The sequence below is a fragment of the Pseudoduganella sp. OTU4001 genome (genome assembly GCF_038440195.1).
GTDB lineage: Bacteria > Pseudomonadota > Gammaproteobacteria > Burkholderiales > Burkholderiaceae_D > Rugamonas.
The window spans coordinates 103489-115821 of record NZ_JASATG010000014.1; the positions used below are offsets into that span (position 1 = coordinate 103489).

14 protein-coding genes are annotated in these 12333 nt (G+C 62.5%); 3 read left to right on the forward strand and 11 right to left on the reverse strand.

Translation table 11 applies throughout. The annotated features are described in order from the left end of the window. Positions 1-4 precede the first annotated feature (4 nt). The 3 genes from pilW to ndk form a co-directional block, all read right to left on the reverse strand. A complete protein-coding gene (pilW, locus tag AAHE99_RS14755; protein WP_342118107.1) occupies positions 5-817 on the reverse strand; it encodes a type IV pilus biogenesis/stability protein PilW in 813 nt (270 codons plus the stop codon). Then, positions 817-1989: a 23S rRNA (adenine(2503)-C(2))-methyltransferase RlmN gene (gene rlmN / locus AAHE99_RS14760; protein ID WP_342118108.1), complete on the reverse strand. Its 1173-nt coding sequence runs from the start codon at positions 1987-1989 to the stop codon at positions 817-819. The genes pilW and rlmN overlap by 1 nt, the downstream gene beginning before the upstream one ends. A gap of 95 nt (positions 1990-2084) precedes the next feature. Further along, complete coding sequence (gene ndk / locus AAHE99_RS14765) at positions 2085-2510, reverse strand: nucleoside-diphosphate kinase (RefSeq protein WP_155457472.1); 426 nt, start codon at positions 2508-2510, stop codon at positions 2085-2087. 214 nt (positions 2511-2724) lie between these two features. On the opposite strand from ndk, the gene AAHE99_RS14770 reads away from it, so the two are divergent. Together AAHE99_RS14770 and AAHE99_RS14775 are read left to right on the forward strand one after the other, a co-directional pair. Continuing rightward, complete coding sequence (locus AAHE99_RS14770) at positions 2725-3408, forward strand: Bax inhibitor-1/YccA family protein (RefSeq protein ID WP_342118109.1); 684 nt, start codon at positions 2725-2727, stop codon at positions 3406-3408. Between the two features lie 239 nt (positions 3409-3647). Continuing rightward, entirely contained in the window at positions 3648-4217 is a 570-nt protein-coding gene (locus tag AAHE99_RS14775; RefSeq protein ID WP_342118110.1) for a DVUA0089 family protein, read from the forward strand. Positions 4218-4294: 77 nt separating this feature from the next. On the opposite strand, the gene rlmD is transcribed toward AAHE99_RS14775, so the two are convergent. The 7 genes from rlmD to AAHE99_RS14810 form a co-directional block, all read right to left on the reverse strand. Then, entirely contained in the window at positions 4295-5635 is a 1341-nt protein-coding gene (gene rlmD, locus AAHE99_RS14780) for a 23S rRNA (uracil(1939)-C(5))-methyltransferase RlmD (RefSeq protein ID WP_342118111.1), read from the reverse strand. A gap of 66 nt (positions 5636-5701) precedes the next feature. Continuing rightward, positions 5702-6715 (reverse strand): RNA polymerase sigma factor RpoS, encoded by a 1014-nt coding sequence (rpoS, locus tag AAHE99_RS14785; protein ID WP_342118112.1) that lies wholly within the window; start codon positions 6713-6715, stop codon positions 5702-5704. 9 nt (positions 6716-6724) lie between these two features. Continuing rightward, complete coding sequence (locus AAHE99_RS14790; protein WP_342118113.1) at positions 6725-7627, reverse strand: peptidoglycan DD-metalloendopeptidase family protein; 903 nt, start codon at positions 7625-7627, stop codon at positions 6725-6727. Positions 7628-7643: 16 nt separating this feature from the next. Further along, on the reverse strand, positions 7644-8528 hold the full coding sequence (locus AAHE99_RS14795; protein WP_342118114.1) for a protein-L-isoaspartate(D-aspartate) O-methyltransferase: 885 nt from the start codon (positions 8526-8528) through the stop codon (positions 7644-7646). Beyond that, entirely contained in the window at positions 8525-9262 is a 738-nt protein-coding gene (gene surE / locus AAHE99_RS14800) for a 5'/3'-nucleotidase SurE (RefSeq protein WP_342118115.1), read from the reverse strand. The genes AAHE99_RS14795 and surE overlap by 4 nt, the downstream gene beginning before the upstream one ends. Positions 9263-9306: 44 nt before the next feature. Further along, entirely contained in the window at positions 9307-10353 is a 1047-nt protein-coding gene (locus AAHE99_RS14805) for a KGGVGR-motif variant AAA ATPase (protein WP_342118116.1), read from the reverse strand. A 21-nt stretch (positions 10354-10374) separates the two neighbouring features. Beyond that, the gene (locus AAHE99_RS14810) at positions 10375-10980 is read right to left on the reverse strand and encodes a toll/interleukin-1 receptor domain-containing protein (RefSeq protein WP_342118117.1); all 606 of its coding nucleotides are present in this window, start codon (positions 10978-10980) and stop codon (positions 10375-10377) included. 115 nt (positions 10981-11095) lie between these two features. Here AAHE99_RS14810 and AAHE99_RS14815 point away from each other — a divergent pair, with 115 nt between their 5' ends. After that, entirely contained in the window at positions 11096-12070 is a 975-nt protein-coding gene (locus AAHE99_RS14815) for an NADPH:quinone oxidoreductase family protein (protein WP_342118118.1), read from the forward strand. On the opposite strand, the gene AAHE99_RS14820 is transcribed toward AAHE99_RS14815, so the two are convergent. Then, complete coding sequence (locus AAHE99_RS14820; protein WP_342118119.1) at positions 12060-12320, reverse strand: hypothetical protein; 261 nt, start codon at positions 12318-12320, stop codon at positions 12060-12062. The genes AAHE99_RS14815 and AAHE99_RS14820 overlap by 11 nt on opposite strands. Positions 12321-12333 lie beyond the last annotated feature (13 nt).

Sequence of the window (12333 nt, forward strand, 5' to 3'; positions counted from 1 at the left end):
GTTCTCACTCATCAAACGCCCCACGTTGATACGCAGCGTACTCCGGCGACCCGGCGTGATGACGCCGCAACTGGGTCGCGAAGCCCTGCTCCGAACCCTGGTCGCCCATTTTGTGCTGCACCTTAATCGCCAGCCACAGCACCTCGGCCGGCAAGTTGTCTAGTTTCGCCACCCTGCCCAAACGGGCGATGAACATGCTCGCGCGCGGATAATTGCGCTGCGCATAGTACACCCGGGCCAGGCCGACGTTCGTTTCCGGCACGTCCGGCGCCAGCTCCAAAGCCCGCAGCAGGTACTTTTCGGCCAGCCCGTAATCCTTGATCTTCAGCGCGCAGCTGCCGGCATTGTTCGCAGCACCGGCCGGCGACTGGTAATTGCGGTTGCCCAGCGCGGCATCGAAATGCTTGAACGATTCCTTGATGCGCTCGTTCTGGCACAGGAAGGAGCCGTAATTATTGTTCAGGTCCGGATCGTTCGGCGCCAGCTTCAGGGCCTGCAGGAAGCTGTCGTTCGCCAGCGCCTTCTCGTTCATGCGCATGTAGATGATGGCACGCAGGCTGTAGCCGCTGACGCCTTGCGGGTCGGCGGCAATCGCCTTCTTCACTTCATCCAGCGCCACCGGATAATTGCCCTGCTCGAAGTAACCGGCCGCCAGCTGCAAGCGGATTTCGGCGCGCTTTTGCGCTGCCGTCATATCGGACGCGGTCTTCAGGTCTTCCATGCCGCCGGGGGCTTGCCCCGTCGCGCAGCCCGCCAAAATACTGGCCAGCGCGACCGCGGCCAGGCACTTGAAGCGGCGCTGGGCGAAATCGATCATCAGGAACGGATCTCCACGATCTTGCCGAAATCGGCGCCGAACTTCTTCTGGTACTCGGCCATCTTTTCCATCCGTTCAGCCACGCGGGTGCGGTCCTTCACTTCGCCCGCCAACTGGCCGCAAGCCGCGTCGATATCATCGCCGCGCGTCTTGCGGATGGTGGTTACGATGCCCGCGTTCATCAGAATTTCAGCGAAGGCCTTGATGCGCGGGTTCTTGGAGCGCAGCAGGCCCGATTCCGGGAAGGGGTTGAAAGGAATCAGGTTGAACTTGCAATTCACACCGACCACCGGATCGTTCACCAGCGCGATCAGTTCGCGCGCGTGCTCGTCGGAGTCGTTGTAGTTATCGAGCATACAGTACTCGAAGGTGATGAAGTCGCGCGGCGCGAACTCCAGGTAGCGCTTGCACGCCGCCAGCAGTTCCCGCAGCGGGTACTTCTTGTTCAGCGGGACCAACTCGTCGCGCAGCTTGTCGTTCGATGCGTGCAGCGATACCGCCAGCGCCACCGGAACGTCTTGCGACAGCTTGTCGATATTCGGCACCACGCCCGAGGTGGACAGGGTCACGCGGCGGCGCGACAGGCCGTAGGCGTTATCGTCCAGCATCAGCTTGAGCGCGGTGGCGGTCGGGCCGTAGTTCAGCAGCGGCTCGCCCATGCCCATCATCACCACGTTGGTGATCTGGCGTTCGCCTTTCGGGCCGGGCTCGATGCCCTTGGTCTGGCGCAGCGCGAATTCAGCCATCCACAGCTGACCGATGATTTCGCCCACGGTCAGGTTGCGGTTGAAGCCCTGCTTGCCGGTCGAGCAGAAACGGCAGTTCACGGCGCAGCCGGCCTGGGTCGAAATGCACAGCGTACCGCGGTTTTCTTCCGGGATGAACACGGTTTCCACGGCATTGCCATTACCCACGTCCACCAGCCATTTGCGGGTGCCGTCGGCGGAAGTATTGTCGCTGATGATGGCCGGCGCCACGATGTGGGCGCGCGTCTTCAGCTTCTCGCGCAAGGACTTGGCGAGGTCGGTCATGCTGTCAAAGTCGGACGCACCAAACTGGTGGATCCAGCGCTGCAGCTGTTTGGCACGGAAAGGCTTCTCCCCCAGCTCGGCGCAGTAGGCGACTAATTGCTCTGGATCGAAATCCAGCAGGTTGGTGAGGGAAGTTTCCATGCTTTTTTACTCAATTTCAAAAACGGCTTTGCCCCGGACCGGGGGCCCGAGGCAAAAGCAATACTACTCTACTACACTACTACCGTTAGTAAAAATTAACGGGAGTAAACGTTCAGTGCTGGGAAGAAGTAGGCGATTTCCACAGCAGCGGTTTCAGCGGCGTCGGAGCCGTGCACAGCGTTAGCATCGATGGAGTCAGCGAAGTCAGCACGGATGGTGCCTTTTTCTGCCTTCTTCGGATCGGTAGCGCCCATCAGGTCGCGGTTTTTCAGGATCGCGCCTTCGCCTTCCAGAACCTGGATCATCACAGGACCGGAAATCATGAAGTCAACCAGGTCCTTGAAGAAAGGACGTGCAGCGTGCACAGCGTAGAAGCCTTCGGCTTCAGCGCGGGACAGCTGGGTCATGCGGGCAGCGATCACTTTCAGGCCTGCGCCTTCGAAACGGCTGTAGATCTGGCCGATCACGTTCTTAGCTACTGCGTCTGGTTTGATGATCGACAGGGTGCGTTCGATTGCCATTATGAAAAACTCCAATAAAAAGAAAGGTTTAAAACAAGAATTTAGATTCCCGATCAACCTTCGATTTTAACATAGTTCACCCTGTATGCCCAAGCAAACCTACCCTTGGGTCGACTAAGGGCTTCCCCTAAGCGTTTTTAAGTATTTCCTAAGCGAGAAAGTCCCCACCCGGTCGGCGACATGCTATGCTTTTTAGTAAAGGAGGCATTTAAAAATGCAAAACGTACATCATTTCGGTAGTGCAGTCGCAACCGACAACGCGCAGATCCGCAACCGCGTACTGCGCAACACTTACTGGCTGCTGGCCCTGTCGATGATCCCGACGGTGCTGGGCGCTGCCATTGGCGTCATGTTCGGCGTGCCGATCCCGCGCGGCTTCATGGGCTTCATCCTGTTCATGGCGGTGGCTTTCGGTTTCATCTGGGGTATTGAGAAGAACAAGAATTCCGGCGTCGGCGTCGCGCTGCTGCTGGGCTTCACCTTCTTCATGGGCCTGCTGCTCACCCCGCTGCTGACCCGCACCCTGGGCTTCGCCAACGGCGGCACCCTGATCATGACCGCGTTCGGCGGCACGGCGACCATCTTCCTGGCCCTGGCCAGCTACGCCACCGTGACCAAGCGCGACTTCTCGATGATGGGCAAGTGGCTGTTCGCCGGCGTGATCGTGCTGCTGCTGGCCTCGGTGGCCAACATCTTCCTGGGCATGAGCGCGCTGTCGATCGTGATCTCGGTACTGGTGATCGCCATTTTCTCCGCTTACATCCTGTACGACGTGCAGCAGATCGTGAACGGCGGCGAAACCAACTACGTCACCGCCACCCTGGCCCTGTACCTGGACGTGTACAACATCTTCAGCAGCCTGCTGTCGCTGCTGGGCCTGGCCGGCGACCGCGAATAAGCGCCCTGCTCCAAGCAAAAAAAGCCGGCATGCGCCGGCTTTTTTATTGCCATTGATCAATGTCGGAAAACATTACAACTCTTAAGCATGCGGCAATGATGCCGCGAGAAAATCAAAGTTCTCGAATTTGCAAGTTATTGATTTTTGAAAAGTTTTATTTTCCCATTTAACACTTTGCGATAACTGGCCCGCATTTTGCTTAATGAGCAAGTCGTTCACTTACCTTGAAAGGCTTGTCCATGTATTTCCTGAAAAAGATCGCCGCCGCCTTCGCCATCCTGGCAACGGTCAGCATTGGTAGCGCCAGCGCCACCGTTATCAATGGCAACTTTAACGCGCACGGTTACGATGTCATCCAATTCCACGTCAACGCAGCGTCGGACGTCGATTTCAGCTTTAACGGTGGCTATGGCGACGCGATGTTTTCGCTGTTCAACAGCGCTGGCGGCCACCTGATCACCAATGACGATTCGAACAGCCTCAACCCGCACTTGACCCAAACCCTGGGCGCTGGCAACTATTCGCTGCTGGTCACCTATTGCTGCAGCCTGGTCAACGCCCTCAACGACAATACATATTCGACCACTGACGGCTTCAATTACGGCAGCTACTGGCTGGGTGGCACGGCGACTCTCGCAGGCGTCACGTCCTACCTCGATCAAAGTTCGTGGGCAGCGGACGCTGCTTACGAGTTCACCGTAACCAACGCGGCCGTAGCTGCCGCGGAGGTGCCAGAGCCTTACAGCCCGGCACTGTTCGGCGTAGCCTTTGCCGCATTGGCCTTGATCCGACGCCGCAAGCAGCACTGATTGCGGGACCGTAAATGACAAACGCCGCCCAGCTTCTGGGCGGCGTTGTCATTTGCGAAGTGGTTGCTACTCCCGACTTACACGAGGTCGAACACCGCCATCGATTCGACGTGGGAGGTGTGCGGGAACATATTCATCACGCCGGCCTGCGACATGCGGTAGCCGGCGCGGTGCACCAATACGCCGGCGTCGCGCGCCAGGGTCGACGGGGAGCAGGAAACGTAGACGATGCGCTTCGGCAGCAAGTCCGGATTCGATTCCTTCAGTTCGGCCAGCGCCAGCGACAGGGCCATGGCGCCATCGCGCGGCGGGTCGATCAGCATGCGGTCGAATTTGCCCAGGGCGATCAGGTCGTCCCTGGTGATCTCGAACAGGTTGCGGCACTGGAAAGTGGTGTGGCCGTCCACGCCATTGACCTTGGCATTGGCCAGCGCGCGCTCGGTCAGTGCGGTCGAACCTTCGATACCCACGACTTCGCGCGCCTGGGTTGCCAGCGGCAGGGTGAAGTTGCCCAGGCCGCAGAACAGGTCGGCCACGCGGTCTTCCTTCTGCACTTCCAGCAGGCGCAACGCCTTGTGCACCAGCACGCGGTTGATGTGGTGGTTCACCTGGGTGAAGTCGGTCGGCTTGAACGGCATCTTGATGCCGAATTCCGGCAGCGTGTAATACAGTTCCTTGTCGGCCGGGTAGAAAGGATAGGCGGTGTCCGGGCCCTTAGGCTGCAGCCACCACTGGATGCCGTACTGGTCGGCGAAGGCCTTCAGCTTGTCCTCGTCGCCCTCGCCCAGCGGCACCATATTGCGCATCACCAGCACGGTATTGTCTTCGCCCACGGCCAGCTCGATCTGCGGCACTTTGTCGAAGATGGTCAGCGAGTGGATCAGGGCGCGCAGCGGCATCATCATGTCGGAGACGTGCTTCGGCAGGATCTGGCAGCTCTGGATGTCGGCCACGAACACCGATTTCTTTTCGTGGAAGCCGACCAGCACCGTGCCCTTCTTGGCCACAAAGCGCGACGACAGGCGCGCGCGGTAGCGGTAGCCCCAGGTCGGGCCGTACATCGGGCGCATCATGGTGTCGGACTTGACCTTGGACAGGTGCCACAGGTTGTCTTCCAGCACGCGCTGCTTGATCGCCACCTGGGCCGAAGCCTCCAGGTGCTGCATGGAGCAGCCGCCGCAAATCTCGAAGTGCTCGCACTTCGGCTTCACGCGCATGGACGATTCCTTGTGCAGCGCCGTCATGCGGCCCTGCTCCCAGTTCTTCTTCTTGCGCAGCAGCTCGAAGCTGACTTTTTCACCCGGCAGCGCGCCTTCGATGAAGACTACCTTGCCCGGCGAGCCGTCTTCGTTCTCGATGTGGCCAACGCCACGGGCATCCATGTCCAGGGATTTGATTTCAACGATAGTGTCTTGCATAGCGATTAAGGTTGCAGCCGGCGCGTTGCGCGCCCAAAGCCCGCTATGATATCAGACCGCGAAGCGCTAGAGCAGCGAGTCGCGCACCACACCGCGTGCGGCCATGGCACGCTTTAACTTCACCAGCGCTTCCTGCTGGATCTGGCGCACCCGCTCGCGCGTCACGCCCATTTCTTCCGCCAGGGTTTCCAGCGTGGCCGGATCGTCGTTATCCAGCCCGAAACGGCGCATGATCACGATGCGCTGCTTGTCCGGCAGCTTGGTCAGCCAGTCGCGCACCAGCACCGTCATTTCGTGGTGTTCGGCGCGCGCATCGGGCGAGTCCTCGGAGTCGCCGGGCAGCATATCCATCAGCGAAGACTGGGGGTCGTTATCGAGCGGCGCGTCGAGCGAGGTGGCATGTTCGGACAAGGCCAGGATATCCTGCACCTCCTCCACCGGCCGCCCCACCAGGTCGGCGATATCCTCCGCCGTGGCGTCCTTGCCGTTGTGGTGCTGCGCCTCCAGGTGGTACTTGCCGCGCAGGATCTGGTTCAGTTCACGCACCATATGCACCGGCAGGCGCACCGTGCGCGCCTGGTTCATGATGGCGCGCTCAATGCTCTGGCGGATCCACCAGGTGGCGTAGGTCGAGAAGCGGAAGCCGCGCTCCGGCTCGAACTTGTCGATGGCGCGCATCAGGCCGATATTGCCCTCCTCGATCATGTCGAGCAGGACCACGCCGCGGTTGATGTAGTGTTTGGCGATCGAGACCACGAGCCGCAGGTTATGCTCGATCATGGTCTGGCGCGCCGAGAAATCGCCCTGCTTGGCCAGGGTGGCGAAGTGGACTTCCTGCGGCGCCGTCAGCAGCGGACGGGTGCCGATCTGGTTCAGGTAGTGCTGGGTGGTGTCGGTGGAGAGCTCCGCCGCCAGCACCTTTTTCAGCTCGTCGACGGTTTCGAGGACGGCGCTGCCGCCTTCAACCGCGACCTCGCCGTCCGACTCCATGGAATCGATCGATCCTTCATCGATCGGCTCGTCCGGAAAATCCTCCGGAATCGAGTCGTCTTCCAGCTGGTCATTCGGCGAGCGTGTCATGGGTGGTATCTAGCGGTTAGGCAGGAATTTTGTCGGATCCACCGGCTTGCCCTGCTGCCTTATCTCAAAGTGCAGCTTGACGGCGTCGGTATCGGAATCCCCCATTTCAGCAATTGCCTGGCCCCTCTTCACGTCCTGCCCCTCCTTGACCAGGATGGAGCGGTTGTGGGCATAGGCCGACAACAGGCTGTTATTGTGCTTCACAATGACGAGATTACCATATCCGCGGATGCCGCTACCGGCATACATCACTTTTCCTGCGCTGGCGGCCAACACATGTTGTCCGGCGCGGCCGGCGATATCGATACCCTTGTTCTTGCCCTCGTCGAACTGGGCCACCACGCGGCCGTCGGACGGCCAGGTCCAGGCCACTTCGCGGTCCTCGGCGCTCATGGCGGGCGCCGGCGGCGGGGCGGCCGGCGCGGCCGGCGCCGGCGCCAAACTGGCCACCAAGGCCGGCTTTTCAGGCTTGTCGCCCTCAGGCTTCTGCAATTCCGCCACCGCGGTTTCCGAGTACGGGCGCTTTTCGCCTTTAGGCGCGGTCTTGCGCGGCACCGGCGCCGGCTTTTCGATCTGCGGCGTCGGCACCGCCGTAATTTGCACACCTTCCGGCGGCGACAGGCGCAGCACCTGGTCGACCTTGATATCGTCCGGGTTGGACAGGTTGTTCCAGGCCGCCAGCTCGCGGTAATTCAGGCCGCGGTCAAAGGCGATGCGGATCAGGGTGTCACCCTTGCGGACGGTGTGATAGCCCTCCTTGTCTTTCGGTTCCTCGACCGGCGCCACTTTTGGCGTGGGGGCCGGCAGCGGCACCGAACGATCCTCGACCGGCACATTGTTGGGCGGGGTCGAGCAGGCGGTCAGCACGGCCAGCGCGGCCGCCATCAGGAAAAGGGAGTAATTCTTCGTCATTCTGTTCAATAAAGTGTTAAACGGTGCCAGGGCGGAGCGGCACAAAGTGGCAGTCTTCCAGCGTCTGGCGCACCCACTCGTTCTTGCTTACACGGGTCACCAGTTCGAGGTGCTGGGTGCGGGCCCCGACCGGGGCGACCAGGCGGCCGCCGATATTCAGCTGTTCCAGCAATGCCTGCGGCACTTCCAGGCCTGCGGCGGCGAGGATGATGCCGTCGAAGGGGGCCGCTTGCGGCAAGCCTAGCATACCATCTCCGTAGTGCAAACGGAGGTTCGGCACCCGCATCGGGCGCAGGTTGGACTTGGCCAGCTCGTGCAAAGGCTTGATGCGCTCGATCGAATAGACCTCGCGCGCCACGCAGGCCAGCACCGCCGCCTGGTAGCCGCAGCCGGTACCGATTTCCAGCACGCGGTGCAGGTCCTGGCCGGCGCGCATCACCTCAATCATGCGCGCCACGATGTAAGGCTGGGAGATGGTCTGGTGGTGGCCGATCGGCAGCGAGGCGTCGATATAGGCCTGCGGCGCCAGGCCTTCATCCATGAACATATGGCGCGGCACGGTGTCCAGCGCGCCCAGCACCACCGGGTCGCTGACGCCCTGTTTGGCCACGCGCTGCACCATGGCGCGGCGCACCCCGTCCGACACCAGCGCATGCGCGCGCGGCGCGGCGGCTGGCGCCAGCTGCACCTGGGCGCGTTCCTGGGCGTAGGTGTGGGAGCGCGATGGCGAGGCCACCGGCTGCGGCGGACGCCAGCCGCCCGGGCTGGCGGCTGCCGTGCGGGCCGCGTTCTGGGTCGCGGTTTGTGGCGTGGCCACCGTGTTGTAGACCGGCTTCTTTGCCGGGCTCTTGTCGTTAATGGAAGACAGGGGCAGCGGGAAAGTGCGGGTCTTGTCGCTCATGCAAGGGCCTTTGCCAGGGAATCGAGTTGTTGGCGGTGCGTCAGGTCGATCTGCAAAGGCGTCAGCGACACGCGCCCGTTGGCGAGTGCATGGAAATCGGTGCCCTCCCCGGCGTCCTTGCAGGCGCCTGGCGGGCCAATCCAGTAAATTTCGCGCCCGCGCGGGTCCAGCGCCTTGACCACGGGTTCCGCCTGGTGGCGGCGGCCCAGGCGGGTCGGGGTCAATGGGCCCAGCTGCTCATACGGCAGATTGGGGATATTCACGTTCAGCAGGTATGGGCGGTCCAGCAGCTCCATATAGCGCTGCACCAGGTCGCGCGCCACGCGGGCGGCATCATCGACATGCGCCCAGCCGTAGGCCCCTTGCGAGAAGGCAATAGCCGGGATGCCGAACAGGTAGCCCTCGGTGGCCGCCGCCACGGTACCGGAGTACAGCGTGTCGTCGCCCATGTTCGGCCCGTTGTTAATGCCGGACACCACCAGGTCGGGCAGCTCGTCGAGCAGGCCGGTCAGCGCCACGTGGACGCAATCGGTCGGCGTGCCATTGACAAAATAGAAACCATTTGCCGCTTTATGCACCGACAGGGGCCGGTCCAGCGTCAGGGAATTGGAGGCGCCGGAGCGGTTGCTGTCAGGCGCCACAACCACGATATCGGCGATAGGCTGCAGGGCTTCCGCCAGCGCATTGATGCCAGGCGCCAGGTAGCCGTCGTCGTTACTGATAAGGATTCTCATACAGGGAATTTTACCTGAAGCAACGACGGAAAATTCCCGAATTTTCACATCGCCGCGGGCACCGGCCAGTATCCGGCCCGCTGCTGCTCCAGTGGCAAAGCGTGATGGTTGTTGTGGTTGGCGGGCGGCGCCGCCGACGGCAGGCTTTGCCACGGGCACAAGCCATCGCGCAACCACTGTAGGAAAGTATCGTAGCCTGATTGCAACGCCGGCGCTGGCAGCGGCTCGCCGCTCGCCAGGCTGGGGCAATATGGCAGCTGCACGGCGTTGAAATAATCTTCCAGCGACAGCCAGGTCAGGCCATAGGCATGCGCCAGCGCGCGTTCGAAGAGCGGCTGGTAGCCGTCGTCACCGCGCCGCCACAGCGCGCTCAGTGCAGCGTCCGCCGTGTCGATGCGCGAGGGCAGCGGGTACACCAGCAACTGGCGCTGCTCGTCCTCATGGCAGCTGCGGTAGCCGGTGGCGCGCGAAACCAGGTCCTGCAGGCCGTCCAGGTTCTGCCGGTTGGGCGCGAACACCAGCACCAGCCGCGTCGGCAGCAGCGTGGTGCAGATGGCGGCGCTGTCGGCGCGCCCGCTGCGCGCATCCACCAGCACGTGGCCGAAATGGCGCACCAGGCGCGCGGCAAAGGTGCGGAACAGCGCGGGGCAGGTATCGAAGATGCCTTGCCAGTCCAGCATTGCCGCGCGTTCCGCATGGCTGCCGTCGCACCGCCCAGCACGCAGCAGCCAGAGTGGCCGGTCATCGCTTGCCCGCACCAGGTACTGCTCCCAGCGCACCGCGTCCAGCACCGCTTCGGCCAGCGCGCTATCGCTGGCGTAGCGGCCGGCGCGCTCCTGCAACTGGTCGCGGCAAGCTTCGAACAGGTCCAGTACGCCGGGAGCTTCCGGCGCGCCGGGGAAGTAGTAATGCAGGCCCGGCGCCTCCAGGTCCCAATCCACCAGCAGCACCGGCGCCGCCGGACGCGCCGCCAGCATATGCCCCAGGTTGGCGAGCGCCATCGTGCGGCCTACGCCGCCTTTATAGGAATAGAAAGTCGTGACTTCGCCGGCTGCGGGCAGCACTGGCAGGTGCAGGCGTAGGTGTTCCATGGCGGGCCTTCTGCGGTAGGTTCAGCGTGGGAAATGGGGCGGGGCCGGCGGACGCCATTCCGGCGGCACCGGCGGCAGCACGAACTGCCGGCAGTCGTGGTCGGGCGGCATGCCCGCCTTCAGGCAGTGGTAGTGCATCGTGACGCGATCCACGATGCGCCGGATATCGGGCAGGAAATCGGGGTTGGTCTTGAGCTCCCCGGTCGCCAACGTGTAGCGCGAAAAGTCCACATACATGCCCGGCTCGCTGATCTGGCGCGGCAGGTTCAGCGGATGGCGGGTCATTATCACGGGGATGATCAGGTGCGACGGCAGCTCGTACCACTGGCTGCGCTCGGCCTCGATCATCTGCATGGCGGCGAATTCGCGCCGGGTATATGGGTGGGCTTCGTACTTGGGCGTGTAGATCACGACCATGGTCGCGCTCTGGCACATGGCCAGGGCGATACGCTTGTCGATATCGTCGCCGCCACCCAGCTGCTCGCTATCGACAAACAGTTCGGTCTCATTGTCGAAATGGGGCTCGAGATAGCACTTCAGGGCATCGACAAAGTCGTCCTTGAAATGGCTCATGTATGCGTGCTGGCCATGCGCGTAACTGAAAAAGCAGCCGTACCGGATACTCATGGCGTTCACCTCCCCTGCCAGCCCAATGTATCCCCCTGCCGCGCGCTAAACTTTGTCCCTGCGCAAACTGTTCTCGGGCATAATCGTACGATCGTTCGAAAATAATGGAGACAAGATGAAAGCTATCGTTTGCAAGGACTGGGGCTTGCCGGACACGCTGACGCTGGAGGAGCTGCCGGATCTGCAGGCAAGCCCGGGCCAGGTGGTGCTGCAGGTGAAAGCGGCGGCCGTCAACTTCCCCGACGTGCTGATCATCCAGGGCAAGTACCAGTACCGCCCGCCCCTGCCCTTCACCCCCGGCAATGAAGTAGCGGGGGTAGTGCTGTCGGTCGGCGAAGGCGTGCAGGGTTACAAGCCGGGCGACAAGGTGATTGCCTTCTCCGCCCACGGCGGCTTTGCCGAACAGCTGCTGGCGCCCGCCGCCGCGCTGATGCCGATGCCGCCCGGGATGGACTTCGATACCGCCGCCGCCATCACCCTCGCCTACGGCACTTCGCACCACGCGGTGGTGGACCGCGCGCAGCTCAAGGCCGGCGAAACCATGCTGGTGCTGGGCGCGGCGGGCGGCGTTGGCCTGGCCGCGATCGAGATCGGCAAGGCGCTGGGCGCGCGCGTCATCGCCGCCGCTTCGACCGACGAAAAGCTGGCTGTCTGCAAGGAGCATGGCGCCGACGTGCTGATCAACTACAGCAGCAGCGACCTGCGCGAGGCGATCAAGGCCGCCACCGACGGCAAGGGCCCGGACGTGATCTACGACCCGGTCGGCGGCGAATATGCCGAGCCGGCCTTCCGCTCCATCGGCTGGCGCGGGCGCTACCTGGTGGTGGGCTTTGCCAACGGTGAAATCCCCAAGCTGCCGTTGAACCTGACGCTGCTCAAGGGCGCTTCGCTGATGGGCGTGTTCTGGGGCGAGTTCGTCAAGCGCGAGCCGAAAGCCAACCTGGCCGGCATGATGCAGCTGCTAGGCTGGCTGGGCGAAGGCAAGATCCGTCCGCATATTTCGGCGCGCTATGCGCTGGCCGACACCCCGCGCGCGCTGGAAGCGATGGCGGCGCGCAAGGTCACCGGCAAAGTAATCATCAAGCCTTAAGTACCCGCATGATGCGGGCGGCCAGGTAAAGCAATGCGCCGCCCGATGCCAGCATCAGCAGTAGGTGCAGGCCCAGCGCCACCAGGGTCTGCACCAGCAGCCCGCCGGCGCCGCACAGCGTCATCAGCGCCGGCGTCAGCAGGAAGCTGGCGCCGTGGGCAATGCCCATGATGAAGGACCATAGCGACATCGACGCCATGTGGCAACAGGCGAGCGATGCCACGACCTTCCAGGGTCGAAAGTCGGGCATGGCATCCTCCGCT

Coding starts and splice junctions, on each gene's coding strand:
- AAHE99_RS14820 (WP_342118119.1), bottom strand. CDS start 12,320: ATGCCCGACTTTCGACCCTGGAAGGTCGTGGCATCGCTCGCCTGTTGC.
- ndk (WP_155457472.1), bottom strand. CDS start 2,510: ATGGCAATCGAACGCACCCTGTCGATCATCAAACCAGACGCAGTAGCT.
- AAHE99_RS14790 (WP_342118113.1), bottom strand. CDS start 7,627: ATGACGAAGAATTACTCCCTTTTCCTGATGGCGGCCGCGCTGGCCGTG.
- AAHE99_RS14805 (WP_342118116.1), bottom strand. CDS start 10,353: ATGGAACACCTACGCCTGCACCTGCCAGTGCTGCCCGCAGCCGGCGAA.
- rlmN (WP_342118108.1), bottom strand. CDS start 1,989: ATGGAAACTTCCCTCACCAACCTGCTGGATTTCGATCCAGAGCAATTA.
- AAHE99_RS14795 (WP_342118114.1), bottom strand. CDS start 8,528: ATGAGCGACAAGACCCGCACTTTCCCGCTGCCCCTGTCTTCCATTAAC.
- rpoS (WP_342118112.1), bottom strand. CDS start 6,715: ATGACACGCTCGCCGAATGACCAGCTGGAAGACGACTCGATTCCGGAG.
- surE (WP_342118115.1), bottom strand. CDS start 9,262: ATGAGAATCCTTATCAGTAACGACGACGGCTACCTGGCGCCTGGCATC.
- rlmD (WP_342118111.1), bottom strand. CDS start 5,635: ATGCAAGACACTATCGTTGAAATCAAATCCCTGGACATGGATGCCCGT.
- pilW (WP_342118107.1), bottom strand. CDS start 817: ATGATCGATTTCGCCCAGCGCCGCTTCAAGTGCCTGGCCGCGGTCGCG.
- AAHE99_RS14810 (WP_342118117.1), bottom strand. CDS start 10,980: ATGAGTATCCGGTACGGCTGCTTTTTCAGTTACGCGCATGGCCAGCAC.
- AAHE99_RS14815 (WP_342118118.1), top strand. CDS start 11,096: ATGAAAGCTATCGTTTGCAAGGACTGGGGCTTGCCGGACACGCTGACG.
- AAHE99_RS14775 (WP_342118110.1), top strand. CDS start 3,648: ATGTATTTCCTGAAAAAGATCGCCGCCGCCTTCGCCATCCTGGCAACG.
- AAHE99_RS14770 (WP_342118109.1), top strand. CDS start 2,725: ATGCAAAACGTACATCATTTCGGTAGTGCAGTCGCAACCGACAACGCG.